At 57.0% G+C, this 21,769-nt stretch carries 17 protein-coding genes and 1 pseudogene; 5 read left to right on the top strand and 13 right to left on the bottom strand.

Going from position 1 to position 21,769, the window contains the following annotated elements; genetic code table 11:
• From CHC01_RS21125 to CHC01_RS21115, 3 genes are all read right to left on the bottom strand, one after another.
• Positions 1-750 (bottom strand): gluconate 2-dehydrogenase subunit 3 family protein, encoded by a 750-nt coding sequence (locus CHC01_RS21125; protein ID WP_089266166.1) that lies wholly within the window; start codon positions 748-750, stop codon positions 1-3.
• Positions 751-1,027: 277 nt separating this feature from the next.
• Positions 1,028-1,417, bottom strand: coding sequence for a c-type cytochrome (locus CHC01_RS21120; RefSeq protein ID WP_089266289.1), 390 nt, complete (start codon positions 1,415-1,417; stop codon positions 1,028-1,030).
• Positions 1,418-1,518: 101 nt separating this feature from the next.
• Positions 1,519-3,684, bottom strand: coding sequence for a pyrroloquinoline quinone-dependent dehydrogenase (locus CHC01_RS21115; protein ID WP_210421691.1), 2,166 nt, complete (start codon positions 3,682-3,684; stop codon positions 1,519-1,521).
• Between the two features lie 956 nt (positions 3,685-4,640).
• Between CHC01_RS21115 and CHC01_RS21110 the strand changes: the two genes are divergently transcribed.
• A complete protein-coding gene (locus CHC01_RS21110; RefSeq protein WP_089266165.1) occupies positions 4,641-5,741 on the top strand; it encodes an LLM class flavin-dependent oxidoreductase in 1,101 nt (366 codons plus the stop codon).
• 88 nt (positions 5,742-5,829) lie between these two features.
• Positions 5,830-6,384, top strand: a complete 555-nt coding sequence (locus tag CHC01_RS21105; protein ID WP_089266164.1) for a flavin reductase family protein — start codon at positions 5,830-5,832, stop codon at positions 6,382-6,384.
• A 29-nt stretch (positions 6,385-6,413) separates the two neighbouring features.
• Here the strand turns inward: CHC01_RS21105 and CHC01_RS21100 are convergent, their stop codons facing one another.
• Both CHC01_RS21100 and CHC01_RS21095 read right to left on the bottom strand, forming a co-directional pair.
• On the bottom strand, positions 6,414-8,273 hold the full coding sequence (locus CHC01_RS21100; RefSeq protein WP_089266163.1) for a sigma-54-dependent Fis family transcriptional regulator: 1,860 nt from the start codon (positions 8,271-8,273) through the stop codon (positions 6,414-6,416).
• Between the two features lie 262 nt (positions 8,274-8,535).
• Positions 8,536-8,775: pseudogene (locus tag CHC01_RS21095) on the bottom strand (ABC transporter ATP-binding protein); the annotation flags it as partial.
• A 122-nt stretch (positions 8,776-8,897) separates the two neighbouring features.
• Between CHC01_RS21095 and CHC01_RS21090 the strand changes: the two are divergent.
• On the top strand, positions 8,898-9,128 hold the full coding sequence (locus CHC01_RS21090; RefSeq protein ID WP_089266162.1) for a DNA-binding protein: 231 nt from the start codon (positions 8,898-8,900) through the stop codon (positions 9,126-9,128).
• A gap of 590 nt (positions 9,129-9,718) precedes the next feature.
• Here the strand turns inward: CHC01_RS21090 and CHC01_RS21080 are convergent.
• Entirely contained in the window at positions 9,719-10,885 is a 1,167-nt protein-coding gene (locus CHC01_RS21080; RefSeq protein ID WP_089266160.1) for a PepSY-associated TM helix domain-containing protein, read from the bottom strand.
• A 57-nt stretch (positions 10,886-10,942) separates the two neighbouring features.
• Complete coding sequence (locus CHC01_RS21075; RefSeq protein ID WP_089266159.1) at positions 10,943-12,958, bottom strand: TonB-dependent receptor; 2,016 nt, start codon at positions 12,956-12,958, stop codon at positions 10,943-10,945.
• A 79-nt stretch (positions 12,959-13,037) separates the two neighbouring features.
• Here CHC01_RS21075 and CHC01_RS31995 point away from each other — a divergent pair, with 79 nt between their 5' ends.
• Both CHC01_RS31995 and CHC01_RS21070 read left to right on the top strand, forming a co-directional pair.
• Positions 13,038-13,310 (top strand): hypothetical protein, encoded by a 273-nt coding sequence (locus tag CHC01_RS31995; protein WP_141137142.1) that lies wholly within the window; start codon positions 13,038-13,040, stop codon positions 13,308-13,310.
• Positions 13,311-13,926: 616 nt separating this feature from the next.
• Positions 13,927-14,793: an AraC family transcriptional regulator gene (locus CHC01_RS21070; protein ID WP_244558459.1), complete on the top strand. Its 867-nt coding sequence runs from the start codon at positions 13,927-13,929 to the stop codon at positions 14,791-14,793.
• Between the two features lie 79 nt (positions 14,794-14,872).
• Here CHC01_RS21070 and CHC01_RS21065 read toward each other — a convergent pair whose 3' ends face one another.
• The 6 genes from CHC01_RS21065 to CHC01_RS21040 form a co-directional block, all read right to left on the bottom strand.
• On the bottom strand, positions 14,873-16,096 hold the full coding sequence (locus tag CHC01_RS21065) for an ABC transporter substrate-binding protein (protein WP_089266287.1): 1,224 nt from the start codon (positions 16,094-16,096) through the stop codon (positions 14,873-14,875).
• A 146-nt stretch (positions 16,097-16,242) separates the two neighbouring features.
• Positions 16,243-18,111, bottom strand: a complete 1,869-nt coding sequence (locus CHC01_RS21060; RefSeq protein WP_089266157.1) for an AMP-dependent synthetase/ligase — start codon at positions 18,109-18,111, stop codon at positions 16,243-16,245.
• A gap of 1 nt (position 18,112) precedes the next feature.
• Positions 18,113-18,892: an enoyl-CoA hydratase/isomerase family protein gene (locus CHC01_RS21055; RefSeq protein WP_089266286.1), complete on the bottom strand. Its 780-nt coding sequence runs from the start codon at positions 18,890-18,892 to the stop codon at positions 18,113-18,115.
• A 16-nt stretch (positions 18,893-18,908) separates the two neighbouring features.
• Positions 18,909-20,039, bottom strand: coding sequence for an LLM class flavin-dependent oxidoreductase (locus CHC01_RS21050; protein WP_089266156.1), 1,131 nt, complete (start codon positions 20,037-20,039; stop codon positions 18,909-18,911).
• Positions 20,040-20,144: 105 nt separating this feature from the next.
• Positions 20,145-20,891 carry a creatininase family protein gene (locus tag CHC01_RS21045; protein WP_283805463.1) on the bottom strand — a complete coding sequence of 249 codons (747 nt, stop codon included), beginning with the start codon at positions 20,889-20,891 and terminating at the stop codon, positions 20,145-20,147.
• Positions 20,892-20,934: 43 nt separating this feature from the next.
• The gene (locus tag CHC01_RS21040) at positions 20,935-21,699 is read right to left on the bottom strand and encodes an enoyl-CoA hydratase/isomerase family protein (protein ID WP_089266154.1); all 765 of its coding nucleotides are present in this window, start codon (positions 21,697-21,699) and stop codon (positions 20,935-20,937) included.
• Between the last annotated feature and the right edge of the window lie 70 nt (positions 21,700-21,769).

Genomic DNA, 21,769 nt, shown 5'->3' with positions numbered 1-21,769 from the left:
TCAATCCTTCACACGCCATTCGGGGCGCCCGGCAATGCTGAGCGGAGGCAAATCCAGCTTCTGGTTATGCTTGTCGATATAGTCGCGGTAATCGTAACGCGCGCCCGGAAAGCCGAGCATCTTCCACGACACCATATCCTTGTTGCCGCCATAGATCGGGTCAGCGAAGAAACCCTCCATGGTGTTCTGCAGCAGGGTTTGGAAGAACAGTTTCGCATCGATGGCATTCAGCGTGATCTGGCTCTTATCAAGCCCGGTCAGAACCTGATCGCGTTGTTCGCCGGGAAGATCGGCGAATGCCTTCTGGTAGGTGGAACGACAATGGGCGTCGAGGCTGGCGAGGCCCAGCCGATAGCGCTGGCGTGGATCGAGCGGAGACTGATCTCCCTGCTCAGGCGTCCCGGGCTGGAACGGGCCCGTCATATAGAGACGCTCGGACGAACCGTACGAGCCAGCAAGCTGACGATCGATGAATTCGACGCATCCGGCATCCTTGCCGCTGGGGCTGAGATCGTCGGCGGGGATCAAACGCTCGACGATCGCACCGACCATCCGCACCTCGTCGGGCGTCAGAAAATACCAGGTGCCAAGGCCCAGAGTTTGCGGCGGACTCGCATCGAATGGTTTCCAGGGCGCGCCTCCTGCCACTGTCGCGGACACGGCTTTCCCGGCAGAGCCGAGCAGCAGCACCACGCCCGTCGATGACAGGAACTGCCGACGGCTGGGTTGCATCGTTTGGGCAACGCGCATGGGCGAGATTCCTCAATTGCTCACAGGCATGTCAAAAACGCTCACAAGCTTGTTAGAAACACTCACAGGCTTGTCAAAAACGGAATGCAAATTCCGAATTCTCCGGTGTTTGGGAGATCACGACACAATACCCGTGACGACAGAAGAGGCTCTAGCTGGCCTGAACTATCACTGCAAGCAGTTGAGATGTGTTTCACCCGCACCAGCACAATCGCGCGAACACGAGTTCGTGCATTCGTCCTTCTCGGCGTTCGCAATAGTATGATCGCCCTATTCCTTATTTGTCAGACTGATGCGGTGCAAGTGATTGACCAGTCGTCTGCTTGCCAAGGAAAACAATGTAAGCAACCAAATCCCAAATTTCATCGCGCGTGAATACGTCGCCCCATGGCGGCATCGGAGTCGCGCCACGACCTCCTTCGGCAATAGTCGTGAACGCAGAGTCCGGATCGAGGCCCTTGCGACCAATGAACAACGGCGGCTCGAGGCCGTGACAGAATGCCGCGCAAGTGGAGTCGAACGTCGACTTACCACGTGTAATCCGTGCAGCATCTGCTAAATCCGGCTCACTTTGCTGAGCGTTCATAGAGGGAGGCGGTACGCCACCTGCGAGCAGCGGATTGCACAGCATCAACCAAGCGAGAAGCGAGGCAAGTTGCCTTCTCATTTGAAAATTTCCGTTTAGCGGATCGCGTTGGAGCATAACCGAAACAACGCCCCAAGATTGCAGCCGCTGAACGGCTGAACCTTGGGCGCTTTTGCATTGATTTAGTCGATTTGCACGGCGACAAGCTGCGAGGGAAGACCTGCGCCGCCGATGGGCACGACCAAAAACCGTTTGCCGCCGGCGGCATAGGCCATGAGATTACCGAAGGCGGCACCAGGAAGTCGCAGTTCGCTGATCAACTCGCCCGTCTTAGCATCATGAGCGTAGAGGAACGGCTCCGACTCATCCACGGTGGCTTGCGTAATCAGCGCGTTACCGCGCGACGATAGGCCGATGACGCTGTTGGTGCCTTCCGGGGCGATGAAGAGGACGTTGTCGGTCAGCAGGATGTGACTTTGACGCGGCACACCAAGACGATCGAGTTTCAGCCCTCTAAGTGCGGGACTGTCGATCGGCCCTCGGCCTGCTGGAATGCGCCACAACTGCTTGCCGGTATCCATATTGTAAGCTGTTACAGTCGAGAACGGTGGCTTAAAGAGCGGTAGTCCTTGAGGCCCACCAACGCCGGCCCATGTGCCCGTGTACTCATAAACGCCAGCAACTTCCTTCTTCAGTTTGATACCGAAGGGAATAGTGAACGAAGGTACGTATAGAATATTAGTTTTTGGATTATGTGCTGCTCCAACCCAGCTAACACCACCCAGCACGCCCGGAACCTGCAGCGTGCCTGACTTATCTTCACTCGGCGGCGTAAAAAGTGGGCCCGTATTATAACGTGAATAGATTTTCTTTGCTTGCTCCTTGAGTTCAGGCGTGAGGTCAATCAGATCATCTTCCGTGGAGCCCTGCTGGACGTAAGGCTGCGGCCAGGTCGGGAATGGTTGTGTTGGAGATGCTCGTTCGCTCGGTATCGTAGATTTCGGCACCGGACGTTCTACGATCGGCCAAATCGGTTTTCCATTGGTACGATCGAACGCATACACGAACCCCTGTTTAGTAAGTTGCACCGCCGCCTTAATTGTCTTGCCGTCTACGGTCAGATCCATCAAATTCGGCGCAGTCGTCAGATCGTAGTCCCATAGCCCATGATGTACGAACTGGAAATGCCAGGCTTTTTTGCCTGAGTTCGCATTCAAAGCCACGAGGGATTCGCCGTACAAGCCATCGCCCTTGCGCCAGCCACCAAAAAAATCATTGCTGGGCGTCGATAGCGGCAAGTAAACTAGTCCGAGTTCTTCGTCGCAAGACGGCCGTGTCCACATGTTCATGCCGCCAGCGAATTCCCAAGAACCGTTCTCCCAAGTTTCATTTCCCGGTTCGTCGGGTTGCGGTGGAGCATGAAATATCCACGATTGCTTCCCAGTCTTGACATCGAAGCCACGTACATCACCAGGCGGATGGTGCTTCATCGGCGAACGACCGATCGCAAACGAGTCGAGGATCGCCAAAGGGGAAATTACCTTTCCCCCACAGACCATTGGCGCTGACGTCACCGCAACGAGCGAGCGATCGACCGGTCGACGCAACCCTTTGGTCAGATCGACGCGTCCGTGATCGCCCCAGCTCTCGATCGGCTTGCCCGTTCGGGCGTCCAGCGCGATGAGATAGGCATCCCCCGTGCCGAGGAAAATGCGCTTATCATCCCCCTCCTGCCAATAGCCGAGACCTCGACTGATGAAACCCAGATTAGGAGGTGTACCATCAACATAAGCCATCGGATCGTAGCTCCACAGCGTCTTTCCAGTGGCACCGTCGATGGCGGAAACGATGCTGAGCGGTGAAGTAGCGTACAGTACACCATCGATCGCGATTGGGGTCGACTCGTTGACCCAAGTGCGCAACTCCGGGTTTTTCTCTGAGATCTGATTACCTGGCAGATCAATCCGCCAAGCCAGCTTAAGATTTTTGACAGAGCTGAGCGTCACGGAGTCTGCCGGTGTGTAGTTGGAAGCGGCCTTGTCGGCCATATACTCCGGCCAATCACCGAGCCTCGAGGCGCTGTTCGCCACAGTCGTCAAGCCAAGGCACACAGATAAACCGAAGGCCGACAAGCTCAGCGGGCCGTTGACGCGTAGGAGAACGGCTCTCATTTTCGAGGTCAATGCAATTTCCTCCACGGCTTCCACTGCTCGGCGGAACGACGTTTCGATATCCAACGCGGGCTTCGGCACCCGCGTTTTGATATTCTGTTTTTCGATCGGTGCCGCACAGCGCTTTCGCACGGCGATGATCGACTCATGAAGGCATGATTTTTTGAAAAAGTTCATAGGGTGTTTCTCCGGTTGTTCATATGTTTACGCCTGATTTCGACAGAACAGCGCCATGCATGCCTCAACCTTCGTTGGACCCGTCTTGCATCCACTCGCGGTGATAAAAATCGGAGCGCTAAAACTTCAACATGCGGATTCTGGGTCGTCGCAATCAGCTCATAGTTTCACGCCACAAACTTCCGCTACGTTTCTGGTATCATCGGATCCGTACTTCTTATGAGCACTTTCCGAGGCTTTGGCCTACCGCTAGGATCTTTGCGTCTGATCCCTCTGCGGACAAGAGCGAAGGGCGTCGCTGGCGGATCGAGATCGCGCACAATCGAACGGGGCAGACTTCACGCTGTATCCCCCCGAAATCAAAACCACGCACACAAGTTTTCTTTTGCACAGAGCGATACATCAAATCTCCTCCCTACATTTGGTGCGTCTTGATGCGCATTGAACATGGGTTAGCAAGCACCGTGCCAGTACTAGAATCCTTAGCGTCTTGGCAAAACGGCTACCTTTCCGACGGGTCGTGCCCACACATCGTCAGAAAGAACGACAGATCGTCTCATCGTCGCGAGACATTGTCTTCCGTGAGACGATCGAGCGAAGCACGCCACCTCGTGACGTAAGTATCGAGGGACGTGTGCGTTCTCACTCGAAATCACAATACGGCGTCCGGCCGGTCTACGACCCTGAAGGGCTTTGAGACTGAGCCACTCTTGAACGGCAATCGTTTCAGAGCCAATTTGGCTTCAGGTGCTACCGTCTCATGAGTAAGACAATGTCCCGCGACGATGAGACGAATTGAATCTTCTTTCCAACATGCGTTCGCAAATACGCGTCAGAAAATGCAGACTTCTTGAAAGAAATTTTGACCAGATCGACGTGGCACAACCCTTGCTCCCGGCTACAAGCGCAAGCGAACAAAACTGCGAAACGCAATCGCCAGCAAGGAAGGAAACAAAATGGAACTCGGATATTTCTCCATGCCTTCACACCCGCCGGAGTGCGGGTTGAAGGAAGGCCATGACTGGGACCTGCAGGTCCTGCGTTGGCTCGATGAGCTCGACTATCAGGAAGCCTGGATTGGTGAACATCATACCGCGCCCTGGGAGCCTAATCCCGCACCTGACCTTTTGATCGCGCAGGCACTGCTGCAGACCAAGAAGCTTCGTATCGGCCCCGGCGGTTTCCTACTGCCCTATCACCACCCCGCCGAGCTCGCCAATCGCGTGGCGATGCTCGACCATCTCTCAGAAGGTCGGTTGAATTTCGGTGTAGCAGCTTCGGGGCTACCGAGCGATTGGACGATGTTCAATGTCGATGGTATGTCCGGCCAGAACCGCGACATGACACGCGAGGCCTTGGAGATCATCCTTAAGCTGTGGACCGAGCCGGCGCCCTTTACGCATAAGGGCAAGTTCTGGACGGTGACGAAGCCGGACACGATGTTCGACTTCCTGAAACCCCACCTCAAGCCACTGCAGGCACCGCATCCGCCGATCGGCGTCGCGGGCCTATCGAAGAACTCGGACACGCTAAAACTAGCCGGTGAGCGTGGCTTCATCCCTATGAGCCTTAACCTCAATCCGGCTTATGTCAGTAGCCATTGGGACTCGGTTGAGGTCGGAGCAGCCAAAACAGGACGCAAACCAAGCCGCAGAGACTGGCGACTGGTGCGCGAAGTTTTCGTCGCGGATACCGACGAGGAGGCATGGAGGCTCTCGGCCGGCGATATGATGGGCAGGATGATGGGCGAATACTTCCTGCCCCTTCTCGGCCATTTCGGCTTCAAAGACTATTTGAAGCATACCCCCGAGGTTTCAGACAGCGACGTTACTGTCGACTATTGTGCTCGCCGGAACTGGATCGTCGGCTCGCCTTCAACCGTCGCTGAGAAGATCGAAACGATCTATCGTGACGTTGGGGGCTTTGGCGTACTTTGCGTGTTCGGTTTCGACTACAAGCACAAGCCCGATGCTTGGCGGCGTTCACTTGAACTGCTGCAGCGCGAGGTCATGCCGCGATTAAGACATCTCGGTGCGGAGTTGCCGAAAGCAGCTTGACCATCCTGTCCCGGGTGCGGCGGATCGCCCCGCACTCGGGATAGCTTGATTTGGTGCACGTGACCGAAAGCCAATAGGAGACTGAGGCATGACTATCGATGCTCAGAGATTCAAGCAAGCCATGCGTCAATGCACGGGCGCCGTCGCATTGGTGACGGTCGGCACCAAACCGGGGCAGCGTACCGGTCTTACGGTAACATCAGCCTGTTCGCTGTCTGACGATCCGCCTTCCTTGCTTGTCTGCGTAAACCGTAACGCCAGCGCGCATGCACGTATTCGTGCCGAAGCAAGCTTTGCTGTAAACTTCCTGAGCGAGGATCACACATTACTTGCGCTAACATTTAGCGGCCAGAAGGGTCACAACGGCGACGATCGCTTCTCATTTGGGCAATGGATCGAGGGCACCACCGGCGCTCCGCTGCTGAATGATGCCGTTGTAGCGTTTGATTGCTTGCTGGCGCAGGAATTCGAAACGAAAACTCATTCGGTATTCGTAGGTAATGTCCAAGACGTACGGGTCTCGACCAAAGCTAGTCCTCTCGTATATTTGCGCAGTAGTTTCCAAAGCGTGCGCGATATCCAAGACCCGTTTTCACTCGGCGATCTGAATGCACGACGATCAAGTTGGAGCAACTTCTCCTGATTAACGCCGTAATCGCGACGATCCTTTGCCTAATCAGGTACGTCGACCTTGAGGAGCTTGATTTTGCGGTAAAGTGTAGCGCGGCTGAGCTTGAGCGCTCTTGCGGCCTTGGACACGCGGCCGCCATGATTACGTAGCGCGGTAATGATCGTCGCCCGCTCATCGACTTGATTGGCCTCACCATCAAAACCGCCGAAAGGTGGCAGGTCTAGATCGGCTTCGACGATAACGCCGTCCTCCGCCATGCAAGCAGCTAGGCGTAACGCGTACCTAAGCTGACGCATATTCCCAGGGAACGGATAGCAAAGCAGCCTCGTCCAGGCATCTTGCGAGATCCGGCAATTCGGAGCTTCTTCGCCAGCGATTTGCGAAATAACATCTGCCTTGTCGCCGCGTTCGCGCAAGGCTGGTAGCTGGATCTGCAAACCGCGTAACCTGTAGTAAAGATCTGCTCGAAACGTGCCGTCATTAGCCATGCGATCAAGATCGCGGTGAGTTGCACTGATCAACTTGATATCGACCGTTACGGGCTTTGATGCTCCCAAAGGCCAAACCTCGCGATTTTCAAGTACCCGCAGCAAACGGGTTTGCAGAGCGATCGGCATATCCCCAATTTCGTCGAGAAATAGCGTACCGCCGTTCGCTTGTACGATTAGTCCCTTCGATCCTTCACGCCTCGCGCCCGTAAAGGCACCTGCTTCATATCCAAACAATTCAGCATCGATCAGGCTTTCAGGTATGGCCGCACAATTTAACGCGACGTAGCTGTTGCGGGCGCGATTGCTAGAGGCATGAATTGCCCGCGCAAATACATCCTTGCCTGTGCCGGTCTCCCCATGCAGCAAGATCGGCAAGTTCTGGTCATTGACCATCATCAGTTGCTTAATACCCTTGGTCAGCGTGGGATCGCTGCCCGCCAGCCTGTATAAGCTGGTGAATCGATTAGATGGAGCCTCGTGACGCTGCTCGGACCGCAGCCTCATTGACTTTGCAGCTGCTGGTCGCGCGATCTGCCCCAGTCCCAGGGAAGTGCCGTCTGCCCGTCGTAGCTCAACCGACGTTTCTCGTTTCGCATTTCCATCCAGTTGGATAAGGCTTGACAGGTTGATGCCAGCTTGAATCATTTCATTCGTCAATCCAAGGATAGAGCGACCGCGCCGACATACGCCGACAACGCGACGATCATCGTCATACGCGATTAGTCCACTGCCACAATCACCGGGCAAGGTTGCTATCCAGGAAGTCTCGAATTCTCGGCGAAAGATCGAGCTTTCAATTCGTCGTGCAGTCTCCACCGCGATTGCGAATGCGAGCTGATGGGCGGCCCGCTCAAGATCGCTGCGGCAAGATGTAATATTCAAAACCCCAGCCAATCTGCCGCGATAGTCGAACAGCGGGGCTACGCCACAAGTAAAGATGCCGTACTGTTCGCGGAAGTGCTCGTCGCGATGCACCAAGATTGGCCTCTGCTCGGCGAGCGCGGTACCGATCCCGTTCGTTCCCTCACAAGCTTCCGAAAAATTCGAGCCCGTATAGATACTTAAATCGCGGAATATCGTTTCATATTCTCCTCCCGGGAGACGGCTAACGAGCACGGTCCCATTTGTATCCGCAAAATTTACGCAATAACCGGAATCGCGAAGCACTCGTGCAAGATCTTCCAACTCTGGGATCGCAACCTGAAGCAGTCGTTCAATCGGCCCGATAATGCTTCTAACTTCAGATTCAGTGAACGTCTGCGGTGGCCGCCGCTGGGCAGGATCGAGCTTGTGGTCAATCAGGCACCGTCGCCAAGAAATGGCAATCCGCGAATCGGGCTCGGCATTGGCCAGATGGTTAGCCGCCGACAAAACACGGGCGACGTGGTTCGAGGCCCCATTACTGGCCATTCGGACATCTCCCACCCTGCACTATTTTTTACCAGAATCACATACCGGAAATATAAGTCAAGCGGCGGTACATCAAGTGCGGGTGAATCGTGCCCCGCTCTCGAGCAACAAACTCCTTTGTCCGGGACGTTAATGTTGGTCGAGAATGCTCTGCGAATATGGCAATGCGGAATTGCACGGCTGTAGCGGCCGGCCCACGGGGGCATTCCATTGAGCTCAGGATGGCCGGTTTCGATCCACGCAATCCAATCGCTGCCGTGTTTGCGCGTGCAAGCGCGACTCGCTTTGTCATGCCGCCGGAACGCTCCGACGGAAACTTGGCACCGTCTTCCGGCGCGAGACCCACCATTTCCAGCTTGGCACTCGCAATCTCGGTCATGAGTTCGTCCGAGAGCGTTGCATTCTCGCGAAGCGGAAACTCGACGTTCTGCAGTGCCGTGAGTGACGAGAACAGTGCTCCCTGCTGAAACAGCACTCCCCATTTTGCAGCGACATCCCTTGTCCGGCGCCCGGGCGTCAGACGCATCGCGGAGTCCCCTTGGCTGTGCGAGGGCGCTTCGAGAGAAGAAGGAAAGCCGATAGTGCCGCTAGACTCAGGTTGTTGGCAACGCTAGGGAGAGGTCGATGTCTGATAGAAAGTTTCTGACCGCCGAAGAGGTCTCCGAAAGATATCGTGGCAGCGTTTCAATTGGCACTCTTCGAAATTGGCGGGCGATGAGGATAGGTCCGGCCTTCGTCAAACTTGGCAAGGCCGTCTTGTATCCGACGGATGAGCTGGATACTTCGGATCGAAAGAATACGGTGACGTGCCGCGCGCCAAAGAGACACGAAGTGAACGCAGTTGAAAAAGCGTGAGAATCAGGGATGAGCACGCAGAACCGCTCCCAATTACCGTCCCCTGGCGGGGTAAAGCACCACTCTAGAACACATGAAATTCAACGCGTTATTTGATTTTCGCAGACTCATGCACAATTATCCCCCTCAATACCCCACTTGCATGTTTGGTCACAGACGGTACCGGAACCGAAATGATCGAGGGTGATCTGGTGCCTTTGCACAAGTCAGAGCGATCGGCGGTAGACAGTCCTGGTCGGACCAGCCCATCAAGAGAATAATGGGGCTAAGTCCAGCCAGCGCGAGCCAGTGAGATCTACCATCCACACCTCAACGACCGCTTCGCGCCAGAACCTGACATTCGAAAGAGGTCACAGCCTGCGCCTCTAACATTTTGCGCTATGCAGACCTGGCGTGGGTATCTTCGCCCTTGGTACTTTTTGCGCGTAGCCCGAAACGAGCTATGGCGATTAACGGCGCGCTGAGCGCTATCCAGCATATAGCCCACCAAAGGCCGCCTTCTCCAAGCAGAGCCGAGAATAGGCCTACGACCGTGACCACGCTAAACGCCAGCGGCCATGACCAGATCTGCCAAGTCGTTTGAGCTCTCTTCATTCGGCAGCCTGCCCTACTTCAATTGCTGATTCCGATCGCAGCGTCATCGCCTGCCGCCCGCGAGCCCACCAAAGATAGACCCCCGTACCAAGGACGATAATCGTCGCAATATCGAGAAGGGCCCAGAGTATCTTGAGCGGCAGCCCACCGTAGTCGCCAAAGTGCAGTGGCCGTGAAACCTGCAAAGCTCGGAGATACCACGACATTGCAACGACACCATCGAGCCGTCCGGACCGTGCATCGACCAGCACAGGCTTGAAGAGACGCGACGTTAGAGCCTCGTCGCCTCTCATCCAGACCAGAAAGTGGAACGGTGTGCCAATCGGTGACCCGGGATAGATCAACGACATTGGCTTCATGTCTGGCACCTCTGCAGAGGCGATAGCGAACGCGGCCTGCGGCGATATGAGTTCATGGTCGGCCGGCGTGCTCATTCCCTTGTATTGATTTAGAAGCCCCTGCACTTCCGTCTTCTGCCACAAGGCGAAGATCGGCTTTGTCAGTTCGTTGATAACGCCAGTAACGCCGACAACCAGCATCCAGGCCAGAAGGATCACGCCGATCATGTTGTGGTAGTCGAGCCACTTGGCCCGCGAACGATCCGTGCGGATCGTACCGAACTTGAGCTTGCGCATGAATGGACCATAGACGACACCACCAGACACAAGCGCGACCACGAACAAAGCCGCCATGGCGCCCATGAACAGCTCGCCGGGCAAGTCGGCAAAGAGATCTTTATGGAGGCGCAGCATCGTGCCCATAAAGGTCACGTCCGCCTGATTGGCAGGCTTATACTGCTTCAACGGCTCGGCCGTTCTGGAATCCAGCCTTATCGCGTGGCCGATCTTGCGATTGGCCGTATAGGCTTCCAGGGAAGGTGCCATGAAGACAACGGCTTTCGGCTCGTCGTTGTCGACGAAAATGGAAAGCACGGATTCGCCCGGGTATAGTTTGCGGGCACTATCCGCGAACTTGTCCAGGCTCGCATTGGGCATTGATGGCGGGACGTTGGCGTAAGGTAAACCATCGTAGAGATAGTCATTAATCTCATCACTGAACACAAGCGGCAGGCCGGTCACGCAGATAACCAGCAAAAACATCGTGCAGATCAGGCTCGACCACTTGTGAACCCAGAGCCATCTACGAACGGCTGAACGCGTCATGAGCAATCCATCCCAAAAGGGGCCCGAAGGCCCCTCTTATCACACATCAGAAAATCCTTAGAAATCAAACGTCGTCGAAAGCATGTAGGTACGCGGGGCGCCTAGCACCAAGCCGAATGTAGGCGTAGCAGCAGCCCAGTAACCTTTGTTGGCAACGTTGATGACATTGGCGCGGATCGTTATGTCCTTGCCGGTCCAGGGCGAGACGAAGGCATAACGCGCACCAACATCGAAGCGAACCCAGTCGGGAATCTGCTGCAGGTTGGCATTGTCGTAATACTGCTCGCTCGTATAGATCGCGCGTCCGGAGAGGGTGAAGCCTTTCAGGAAGGGCGTATCCCATTCGGCGCCGAGATTGAGCTGAACATCGGGCACACCCGGCGCCTTGTTGCCGATCAGCGCAGCATTGGCGTTACGCATCAGCTTCCCCTCCATCAGCGTGATGCCGCCGAGCACGCGGAACGAGTCGATCACCTCGCCGGTCGCATTGAGTTCGACGCCGCGATTGCGCTGCTCGCCGTCCTGCGAATACGTTCCGAGCGATCCAGCCGATGGATAGATGAGCAGGCTGGGCTGGGTGATCTCGAAAAATGCTGCCGTCGTGATTACACGGCCCCAATTAACCTTGACGCCGGTTTCGACCTGCTTGGAGACGTAAGGTGCCAATGTCTGCCCATAGTTCGTATAACCGATGGGCACTGACGGGCCGGCCTGAAGGCCCTCGATGTAATTGACATACAGCGATACGTTCTGGAGTGGCTTGACCAAAAAGCCCACCGCCGGCGTAAAGACGCCTTTGCTGTAGGAGGCAGTCTGGGCGCCCGTGGTGCCACTGAAGTTGGCGCTGTCGATTTGCTGCTGCCGGCCGCCCAGCGTCAGTTGAACACGATCATTGAGCACCGACATCGTATCCGAAAAGGCGACGGTCGTTGCGTGAAGCGTCGTCAGAACCTTCGGGTCCAACCGGGTATAAGCAGGCTGAGCGATGAAGGTTGGATTGTAGAGATTGGAAGCAATGCTCACCAAGGTCGGGCTCTGGCTACCCGCCTGATCGTTCAGGTTGGTGCCGGTCAGCGAGACCTGATGCTTTACCGGGCCTGTCAAGAAGCGCCCGCGAACGCCAACTTCCTGCGACGTGTTGTCATGCAGCACAGGGAAATTGAACGGCGCTTCGGTGAGGTTGCCGTTCGAGTTGCTGATGTTGGCGAAGCCGCTGACGAGATAGTCGCGATTTTGCCGACCGCCGACCGCAGCGAACACGGTCCAGTCGTCAGTGATGTCGAATTCCCCCCGCAACGCTCCATAAAAGTCGTGAACTTCGGCGAAGGTCCAAGGCTGGAACCAGTTGGCGTCCGCATTCGGCGCCTTGGGAATGGCAATTCCCGCTGCAGTATAAGTAGGGCGCAGCGGCGATTGGGTGTTCTGGTTCTGATAGCCCACGTCGAGCGACAAACGGGCGCGTTCACCGCGATAGTCGAGTGCGAGGGCCGCGTTGCCGAGTTCGGTCGACTGATTGCTCGTCGAAGTGTTGCCGTCGCGATAGCTGCCGTTGAAACGGATGCCCCATTCCTTGGTGTCGCCGTAACGGCGGCCAACATCAATCTGGGTGCCGAATGTGCTGTTCGAAGAATAGAGCCCGGTCAGGCGTGTGATGGGATCGTCGGTCGCCCGCTTCGGTACGATGTTGATGGTACCGCCCACGCTACCGAGCGGCGGCAGGCCGTTCAAAAATGCGCTCGGGCCGTTGAGGACCTCGACACGTTCGACCGAGTCTGCGGCAAAGGTCAGGCCGGGGACGACGCCGAACAGGCCATTGAAACCAAAATCCCACGGACTGACAGGGAAACCGCGGATCATAAGGGCGGATGTGTAGCTGTTATCCGCCCAGGTCGTTCGGATCGAAGGGTTGTTGTAGAGAACGTCGATGATGGTCCGCGCCTGCTGGTCCTTGATTAGCTTTTCCGTGTAGCTGGTCTGGCTAAACGGCGTATCCATCACGCCGCGATTGCCAAGCAAACCCAGTTGACCACCGGTGGCAACCTGTCCGCCCGCGTACGGCGTGGGTGCGCCCATTGTGCTTGTCGAAGGTGGAACGTAAGCGACCGGGGCGACCGGTTGTGCTTGCCGGGTTGCCCGAGGAGCAGCACGCCTGATGGTCGCAGGTCTGTTCGATGCGACACTCCGCCTTGCGGCGGGCCTTGCTGGGGCGTCGACGGTGACTGCGGGAAGCGTTGACTGCGCCACAGCAAAGCTGTTCGCACAATCCGTTGCAATAATACAAAGTACACTGGCGGCTGAGAACCACGCGATTTTATTGTATGATTTTGACACCCGAATTCCCCAAGCTTGTCCTGATGCATTCTCGCAGCAGAGCTTGGTACCTTTTGCCGCACCGGATACCGAAAAGCAGCCGAGCGGTGGTTAGAATTAGTCGAGAATTAGGAAACTAAAGAATCGTGTGTCAATTTTCACACGACGGCGCTTCCAACAAACTACGAATCCGCGTGCTGCTTCTCGTTACTCAACCACGGCGGTTATAAGAGAGCAGCGGCGTCAGTAATGCTGACCGCCTTAAACCAGCCAATAGGGCTACTCGTCTCACCGCCGAGTGATTGTGCGTCGCGTGGCCAACCAGGGTTACCGCCGTTCTAACGTCCGCTTTGCGCCAGAAGTTTGCATAGGGATGCCGAAAGGTGGAGTTAACATTCTACACTTAAGCACGACTTTGCGCGGCGGATCGATATGAACGGTCATTCGTCCGACTCCTGAAAAGCCCGCACTTGGTAGCATCGAGTACCGTGGCACGTGCTGCTGAATACCGACGCATTCTGAAAGATGGCACGCTTTACACGGACGCCGGACGCCTCATTCAGCATTCTCTGCTGCTGGCCAATGTACTACGCAGAATTGCAACGTCGGCATTTCGCCGCAGGTCCACGCATTTCACGCTTCACAGTTTTCGGTGACCTCACCTCGCGAAAAGGCTATCGTCGAGCGGCAAGGCCGCGCCCAGGACCAGACAGCGTCGACGAGTTGACACAATGCGAATTGCGCCCGATCCCCAGTATGATCCTGATTTTGCCCGCATGGATCTGCCCGATCTGCGGATCAATTATGATCCGGTCGATCCGGATCAGTTTGATCGTCCGATCACTTCGTTTTGCATTGAAACGAGTGAGGACAATGATGATCTTCCGCTGCATTCACACAAGAAGGGCCAGCTGGTCGTCGCATCGCACGGCTCGGTCATGTGCAGGGCACCGGGCGGCTTGTGGATCGTACCTCCGCAAGGCGCCGTCTGGATACCGGCCGGCATTCTTCACAGCAACTGCGTGGCCGACTTCGGCCGCATCTACACGGTGTTCATCGATCCGCAAGTCAGCATGTTGCCGCGGACCTGCTGCACGCTCATGATCACGTCGCTGGTACGCGAACTGATCCATCGCCTTTCCGTCTTCCCGCCGCTCTATCCGCCGGAGGGGCCGACCAGCCGTCTCGGCCGGGTCTTGCTCGACGAACTCGTTCAGATGTCGACAACGGAAGAAATGTACCTTCCGATCTCCGCTGACAGCCGGCTTCAGCATCTCGCAGCAGCCTTGCTGAAGAATCCCGGCGATCGCAGCACTATGGATGAGCTGGCCGGGCGATATGCGATGAGCGAAAGCACATTCGCCCGCCTGGTGGCCAAGGAAACGGGAATGACGTTCGGGCGCTGGCGCCAGCGATTGCACATCCTTGTCGCGATGCAGCGCCTCACGGCCGGCAGTTCGGTGCAGGCGGTGTCCTTGGATCTTGGCTATGAATCGCCCAGCGCCTTCATTACGATGTTCAAGAAAACCATGGGAAAGAGCCCCCGGCGTTTCCTTGCCGAGCGGTTGCGCCTGATTGATCCGGAGACCTTGCCATAGCCCCGGCGGCCTCGCATTCGCTGACCGCGGGCGTGCCCGGCCCCACGGTATCTCCATGGGGCCGCGTGCAGGGACGATGTTATCGCTTGCTGTACGGCATCAGCGGATATTCGAGCGATGCTTCCGCGATGGCTTTCGGTGCCACCACACGTGGCCTGCCTTGCAGTCCTTGCAGCATCACCATCGAACAGTTGATGTTCTGACCAGTCTCGTCGAACTTCGTGTTGTCGCCATACATCAGCACCGGCTTCATGTCGGTCGCCTTGAGCGCGCTGTGAATCGCCGCCGATTCCGACGACGACCCTCGCTTCACGGCATCGCCCACGATCTGTACGGCTTCGAAGGCGCAGCCCGCATTCGCATCGAACCAATCATTCGGATAGTCGGTCGCGAACATTTTCTTGATTTTCTCGGAATCGGCCCCTTTCGGATTCAGCCAAAGCGCCGACAGGATGGGACCATTGCCATATTTTCCGAGCGCATCGTGATAGGCCTTGTCCGACACGCCGTTGGAATTGGGCGAGAACACCATCTTGGGATCCCAGCCCTGCTTGATGCATTCGCGCGCGATCATGATCGCATCGTTGACGCGTGTGACCGAGATCAACGCATCGGCACCCGATGCCTTGGCCTTGGCAACTTCGACAGAGAGGTCTTTGGCCTTCTCATCATAGGCAACATATTGCGCGATCTTGAGCGGAACGTTCACCTCTTTCCACGCCTGATCAATGCTCGCAGCCGTCGATTGCCCCATCGTGTTGTTGAGATGGAGAATGGCTGCACTGGTCGGCGGATCTTTCAAGGTGCCGAGCACGGATTTCAGCTCTACCAACGATTGCCGGACGATGGTGAGCGAGGTCGGGTAGTAACGGAAGACCTGGGTGAACCCCTGTGAAGTCACCTGGGTTGCGCTGGCGATGTGAACGACCATCGGCACCTTGGCGGCTTCGCATGCCTGGAGCGCCGAGATGGTGGCACCGGAATCCCACGCGCCGATCAGCACGGTGCAGCCCTGCCGAATGAGGCTCTCCGCAGCGATCCGACCATTCTCGGGACGGCTCTGCGTATCGGCATGAACGATCTCGATGTCGAGCCCGTATTTTTCGCGCGCGAATTTCGCACCGAGATCAATTCCCCGAACGCAGGCCTGGCCTGGAAAGGCGAGCACGCCACTGCTCGGCATGATCGCCCCGATTTTCACTTTCGGCGTCGCCGCGACAGACGGCCAGGACGTCAGGCCGGCCGCAATCCCCAATCCACTTCCTACGATCGTCCGCCGTGTGATCCCATCTCGCTTGGTCATATGAATGTCCTGTTTCTGAATGAGAAAGATTTGCCTCGATAGCGTACTGCGCTTGAAAATCTTGAGTACCGACACCTTCATATCGACGCCGCCTGGTCTTGCGGAGGGCGTCCATCGACGCGTCCACGCTTGACCCCAGGTTGACGTCAAAGACCCATTTCCGCCCTGATCAGACTTTCTTCGGTTTCGTCATAGAGGGAATTGATCAGGGACTGATATCGCTCATGCAATTGCTTGCGGCGTTTCTTACGCGTCGGTGTCATCACGCCGTTTTCCGGTGACAGTTCCTCCGGCAGAATCCGAAACGCCTTGATCTGCTCGGCCCGCGATAGCCTTCCGTTCGCTTTTCCGATTTCCGCCTCGATCAATCGGTGCACGATTTCGGACGCCGCCAGGTCTGAATATTTCTCGATCTTGATGTCGCGCGACTTCACCCAGTCCATGGTCGCAGTCGCATCCACCTCGATCAATGCCGTGAGATATTTTCGCCCCTCGCCGATGACAGCCACCTCGGAGATGAACGGGCTGTGCCTGATCTCATTCTCGATCTGAGTCGGGCTGATCGATTTGCCGTTCGACGTATTGATGATCTCCTTCTTCCGATCGACCAGCTTAAAAATCCCATCTGGCGACACCTCGACGATGTCGCCAGTGTAGAGCCAGCCGTCGCGCAGCGCCGACTTGGTCTCTTCGGGCTTATTCCAATAGCCGATGAAAAGACCCGGCCCTCGAACGATCATCTCGCCGTCTTCGAGCACCGCGGTTTCCCAGGCGGCATCGGGCAACGGAACTCCGACATTCCCCGACTTGGGCCATTCAGCCATCTGGACGAGATTGGCACCGACCAGCTCGGTTTGTCCGTAGCATTCCTTCAACTGCAATCCCCACAGCTGCCAAAGCGACATCAGTTCGGACGGCATGGCCGCCGACGAAGTGAATGCGACTTTCAGCTCGTCAAAGCCGACCTCCGCGAGTAGCGGCAGGAAGACCTGTTCGCGGCAGGTCGCGAACAATCTGGACACGAAGGGATCAAGCGCGTTAACGCCTTGACGATCCTCCAGCGCTTTGCGCGCAATGGCCATGGCAAGCGCGTATCGCTGATCTCCGGCTTCAGTGGCGGCGTGCGCCTTACTGAGGATCTGCGTTGCGAAGCGCTGATAGAAGCGCGGCGGTGCCATGTAATAGGTCGGCTTTACCTCTTTGATCGTTTGAGCGAAGTCCGCTGTCGTCTCCCCGAAATAAGGAACGACGTTGGCAACGAGCGGCAGTACCGTTGCCTGTCCGCGCGCCACAGTATGCGACATCGGCAGATGCACCACCACGCGATGCTCATCGTTGCGCATGCTTGGCCCGAACACGGTGACGCAATGGGCGCCAGCGAGAATGGAGAGATGCGTCAGCATCGCACCCTTCGGATTCCCGGTCGTCCCGGACGTATATCCGATGCTGACGAGATCGGACGTCCTGGCCGCTGCGATCTCCTTCTGCAGATATGTGGCGGGTTCGACTTTTTTCGCGCCGACGAAATCGGCTAGAGCTTTTGCCGAGGCGGCCGGATCACGCTTCCATTCGGGGTCGAGCACGATGATGCCGCTGAGCCGTTCGGCCTGGCCGGAAGCAAGCACCACACGCAGTTGTTGCTCGCCGCCGACAAATGCGAATTTTGCTCCGGAATCGCTGAAGCAATAAGCCACTTCTTCAGGCGACGAAGTGAAGTAGACTCCGACCATGACGCCACCGGCGCACATGATCGCCATATCTGCGATCAACCATTCCTGCGACGAATCGCCCATGATCGCGACCCGGTCGCCACGCTGCAATCCAGCGCGCTGCAGCGCGCTGGCCAGATTGACTACGCGCTGCGCATAGATGCCCCATGTCACGCCGGTCCATGCTCCGTGACGTTTTTGATGATAGGCAGTCTTGCCGGGACGCTCCGCAAGTCGCGCAGCGAACAGCTGCGCAACAGTCGATTCGGCCAGCTGAGCGCCGGAAGTTACTGCAGCGAGATTCATCTCATCGCTCCGCGAAACGCTTGCGTTTCGCCGCGAATGCAGCAACCGCCTCCGCCCGCTCGGGCGACGCGAAGGTCAACATCTCCAATGCGGCCGAGGTGTCGAGCAGCAGATGGGTATATTGCTTGATGATCTTGTTGACGCTGTATTTCGTCCAGACGATCGACTCTTTCGGACCGCTGGCCAGCAGTTCGGCATATTCGATCGCGGCGTCGAGGACATTCTTGTCCGCAATCACTTCGTTGATCATACCCATGGCCGCGGCCTTCTCGGCCGAGATGAATTCGCCGGTCATCAGGTAGTGCTTCGCACGCACCGGCCCGATCAACAGCGGCCAGATGACGGCACCGCCATCACCCGCGACCACGCCGGCATTGACATGGGTATCGGCGAATCTCGCGGTCGGGCTCGCATAGATCACGTCGCAGAACAGCGCGAGCGTGGCACCGAGGCCAACGGCGACGCCGTTGACGGCGGCCACGATCGGAACTTCCACTTCGAGCATGTTGCGAATGAGGTGGCGTCCGCTGCGGGTCGGCGACGGAAGCACGCCTTTATCCAGCGACTTCTGGTCTCCACCCGAGCAGAATCCGCGTCCCGCGCCCGTCAGAACGATGGCATTGACGGACTTGTCGTGGTCCAGCTTGACGAAGACGTCTTCCAGCTCCTCATGCATGTCCCAGTTGATCGCGTTGAGTATCTCTGGGCGGTTCATCGTTACGATTGCGACGCCGGTGGCGCGCTTTTCGACGATCAGGTACTTGTAATCGTACTGCGACATCAATCTCTCCATTCGATCAGTTTTGCGGCCGCATCAAGCGGATCTTTCCAAGAATTTCTTCGGTAGGCCGCACCACATTGTTGCGGTCGTTGAAGTGCGGAATGACATAGCGGCCGACCATATCGATCGCTTCCATGATCTTTTCGTGCGGCACCGAGTCCATGTGCAGCAGGATTTCGTCGGCGCCCATCGCCTCGTATTTTTCGAGCTGACGGATAACGGTATCGGGGCTGCCGCAGACCGTCGTGGCCGACTCGTTGACTAGATAGTCCCAATCGTTCGCCGCGCGTTCCATAGATGGTACGCTCTCGCTCATATACTTGTAGTCATCGGCAATCTTGGCGAGACGCGGATAGGCATCGGTTGAGATCTTCGCGTAATGCATGAGCGGACCGGCATAGTCCGCCTTGGCCTGCTCGTCGGTCTTGCCGATGCCGATGAACAAGGGAATGCCGATGCGGGAGCGTTGCAGCGGCCCATCCTCGTCGCGCTTCCAGTTGGACCGGTAGGTGTTGATCAGCTTCTGCTGAACTTCCCAGCCCTGATAGATGTTGCTGCTCATCACGGCGAAGCCCTGAGACCCCGCCCAGACATGACTACGCTCGCTCGTTGCGGCAATGCCGATGACCGGGTGCGGCTTCTGCAACGGCTTCGGAACCAGCTGACGCGGCGGGATCTGATAATACTTTCCTTCGAAGGTGAAGATGTCTTCGCGCATCGACTTCTTGAGAAGTGCCAGCCCCTCTTCCATCTGCGCCAGCGTTTCGTTCGGATCAACGTTGAAAGCCCGCATCGCGATCGTGGTGTTGGCGCGGCCGCCGTAGAATTCCATGCGACCATGCGACAGGATGTCGGTGACCGCGAGACGTTCCGCCGACCGTAAGGCATGATTGATGCGCTGGGGCATCAGCGTCACCGCGGCGCGCAGCTTGACCCGAGATGTCACCGCGGCGAGATAGCCGAATACGACCTCGGGAGCGGAGCTCGATATGCCGCCCAGAGCTACATGCTGCTCCGAGAGCGCCACGCAATCGAAGCCAACCTTTTCTGCCAGACGCACCTCATCCACCAGTTCGTGGAGTCTGCGCGAGTAGCTGTGGCCGACCTGGGTTTCCTGCTCAGACCAGAACCCAAATGTAAGTGCCATTTCAAGATCCTTTTAGATTTCGAGATGGCACAGAGTTTCATACGCGCAGCGACATTTTCGTTTGAATGCTGTGGTGTACCGCAAGTCTTTCCAAATATTATGCCGTCAGGAGCCGATCGACCTTTCCTGCTCCTTGAACGTGTCGACCAGGAGATCTGCGACCGCGGCAAGGCATGCCTCACCAATTTCGCGGCTCGCGCCGATTGGGCTTCCGATAATGCCGTTCCAGGACACCGATCGAATTCCATTCTTCCACATCAATTCGAGCTGCTGCTCCGTCAAAGCGCCGAGATGTCCGACTTCGAACCGATCATGTCTCACGCTCTCCGGGCGGATCGCCATCATGAGCGACGTTTCGGCGATATCGGCATGTCCGCCGACGGCGAGGGAATCACCGCCCGCATCTCTCACCGCATGGCGCCAGGTGTCGATCCACTGGGTCGAGTTCGTGAACGCAATGATCTCGACATCGGACGGTACTGAAGCGCGCAAGCGCGCGAGCATTGCTTTGATGACCGGAAAGTTGCCGATATGACCGGAGAACATCAGCAGCCGTTTGAAGCCATGCCCGGCGAGACTCGTGCAGTAGTCGGTGCAGATCGCCTCCAGCGTTTCAGGGCGGAGAGATATGGTACCTGGGAACGGCAGATGGTGCGCGGAGCAGCCCGTCTTGATCGTCGGCGTAACCAGAGTCCTGCCGCAGATCCGGGCGACGCGCTCAGCCAAAGCTTCGGCATGATCTGCATCCATGCTCAGCGCCAGGTGCGGCCCATGTTGCTCGATGGCGCCCAGCGGGATCACCACCGCTGTGCATCCCGCAGCCAGAGCCGCGGCGACGTCTTCGAAGCTCATTTGCTCCAGATGGATCTGACTAGGATATCCACGTGCCATCGGTTCAGCCCTTATTGCTCTTGGAAAGGAACCGCGCCCGTGCATCTGCCGAACTTTCTGCCGTGACATAGGCACCGAGGTCAGCGACGGTCATGTCCTCAAGCGCACGATCATCCATTTGGGCCGTAAGATTGAGTGATCGCTTGATCGCATCGAACAGCTTTCGGTCCTTTTGCCGCAATGTCCGACAGACCTTCGTCGCACGCGGCTCCACCTCTTCGGTCCGAACGACTTCATTGACTGCGCCAATCGCCTTGGCTCGCGTCGCGTCAACGAGATCGCCCCAATACAGAAGCTCCTGTGCCGCCCTCACGCCGAGTTTTTCGGCAGCCCGGCGCATACCTTTTGTCACGGGCAGGAGACCATGATTGATTTCGGGAAATCCAATCTTGCACGCGTCGTCGACGACGACGTAGTCCGCATGCAGAAGAAATTCCAAAGCCCCTCCGACCGCGTAGCCGCGGACCGCGCAGACGATCGGGCCCGGATATCTCTCCATCATCACAAGCAGTTCGTGGAAGAGCCGGATGCGCGGCCTCGCGATCTCGATCCCTGCCACTTCCTTGATGTCACCGCCGGCGCTGAAGAAGCGAACTCCGCTCCCGGTGAGCACGATTCCAGGAGGATGCTCGTCCTCTGCGAACCGCTTGATAGTTTTCAGCAACAAGGCGATGAGTTGCGAATTCAAAGCATTGGCCGGCGGTCTGTTCATCGTGATCGTGACCAGCTCATGATCGCGCTCTATCAAAAGAGAGTTGTCAGTACTCATGATGGGAACCTCAGCAGGATACGACAGGTAGGCCGCCGACAGCGGACCGACGGGTGTAATGACGAGACTT

This window comes from Tardiphaga sp. OK246 (genome assembly GCF_900188215.1).
GTDB lineage: Bacteria > Pseudomonadota > Alphaproteobacteria > Rhizobiales > Xanthobacteraceae > Tardiphaga > Tardiphaga robiniae.
This window is presented reverse-complemented; position numbering and strand designations above follow the sequence as displayed.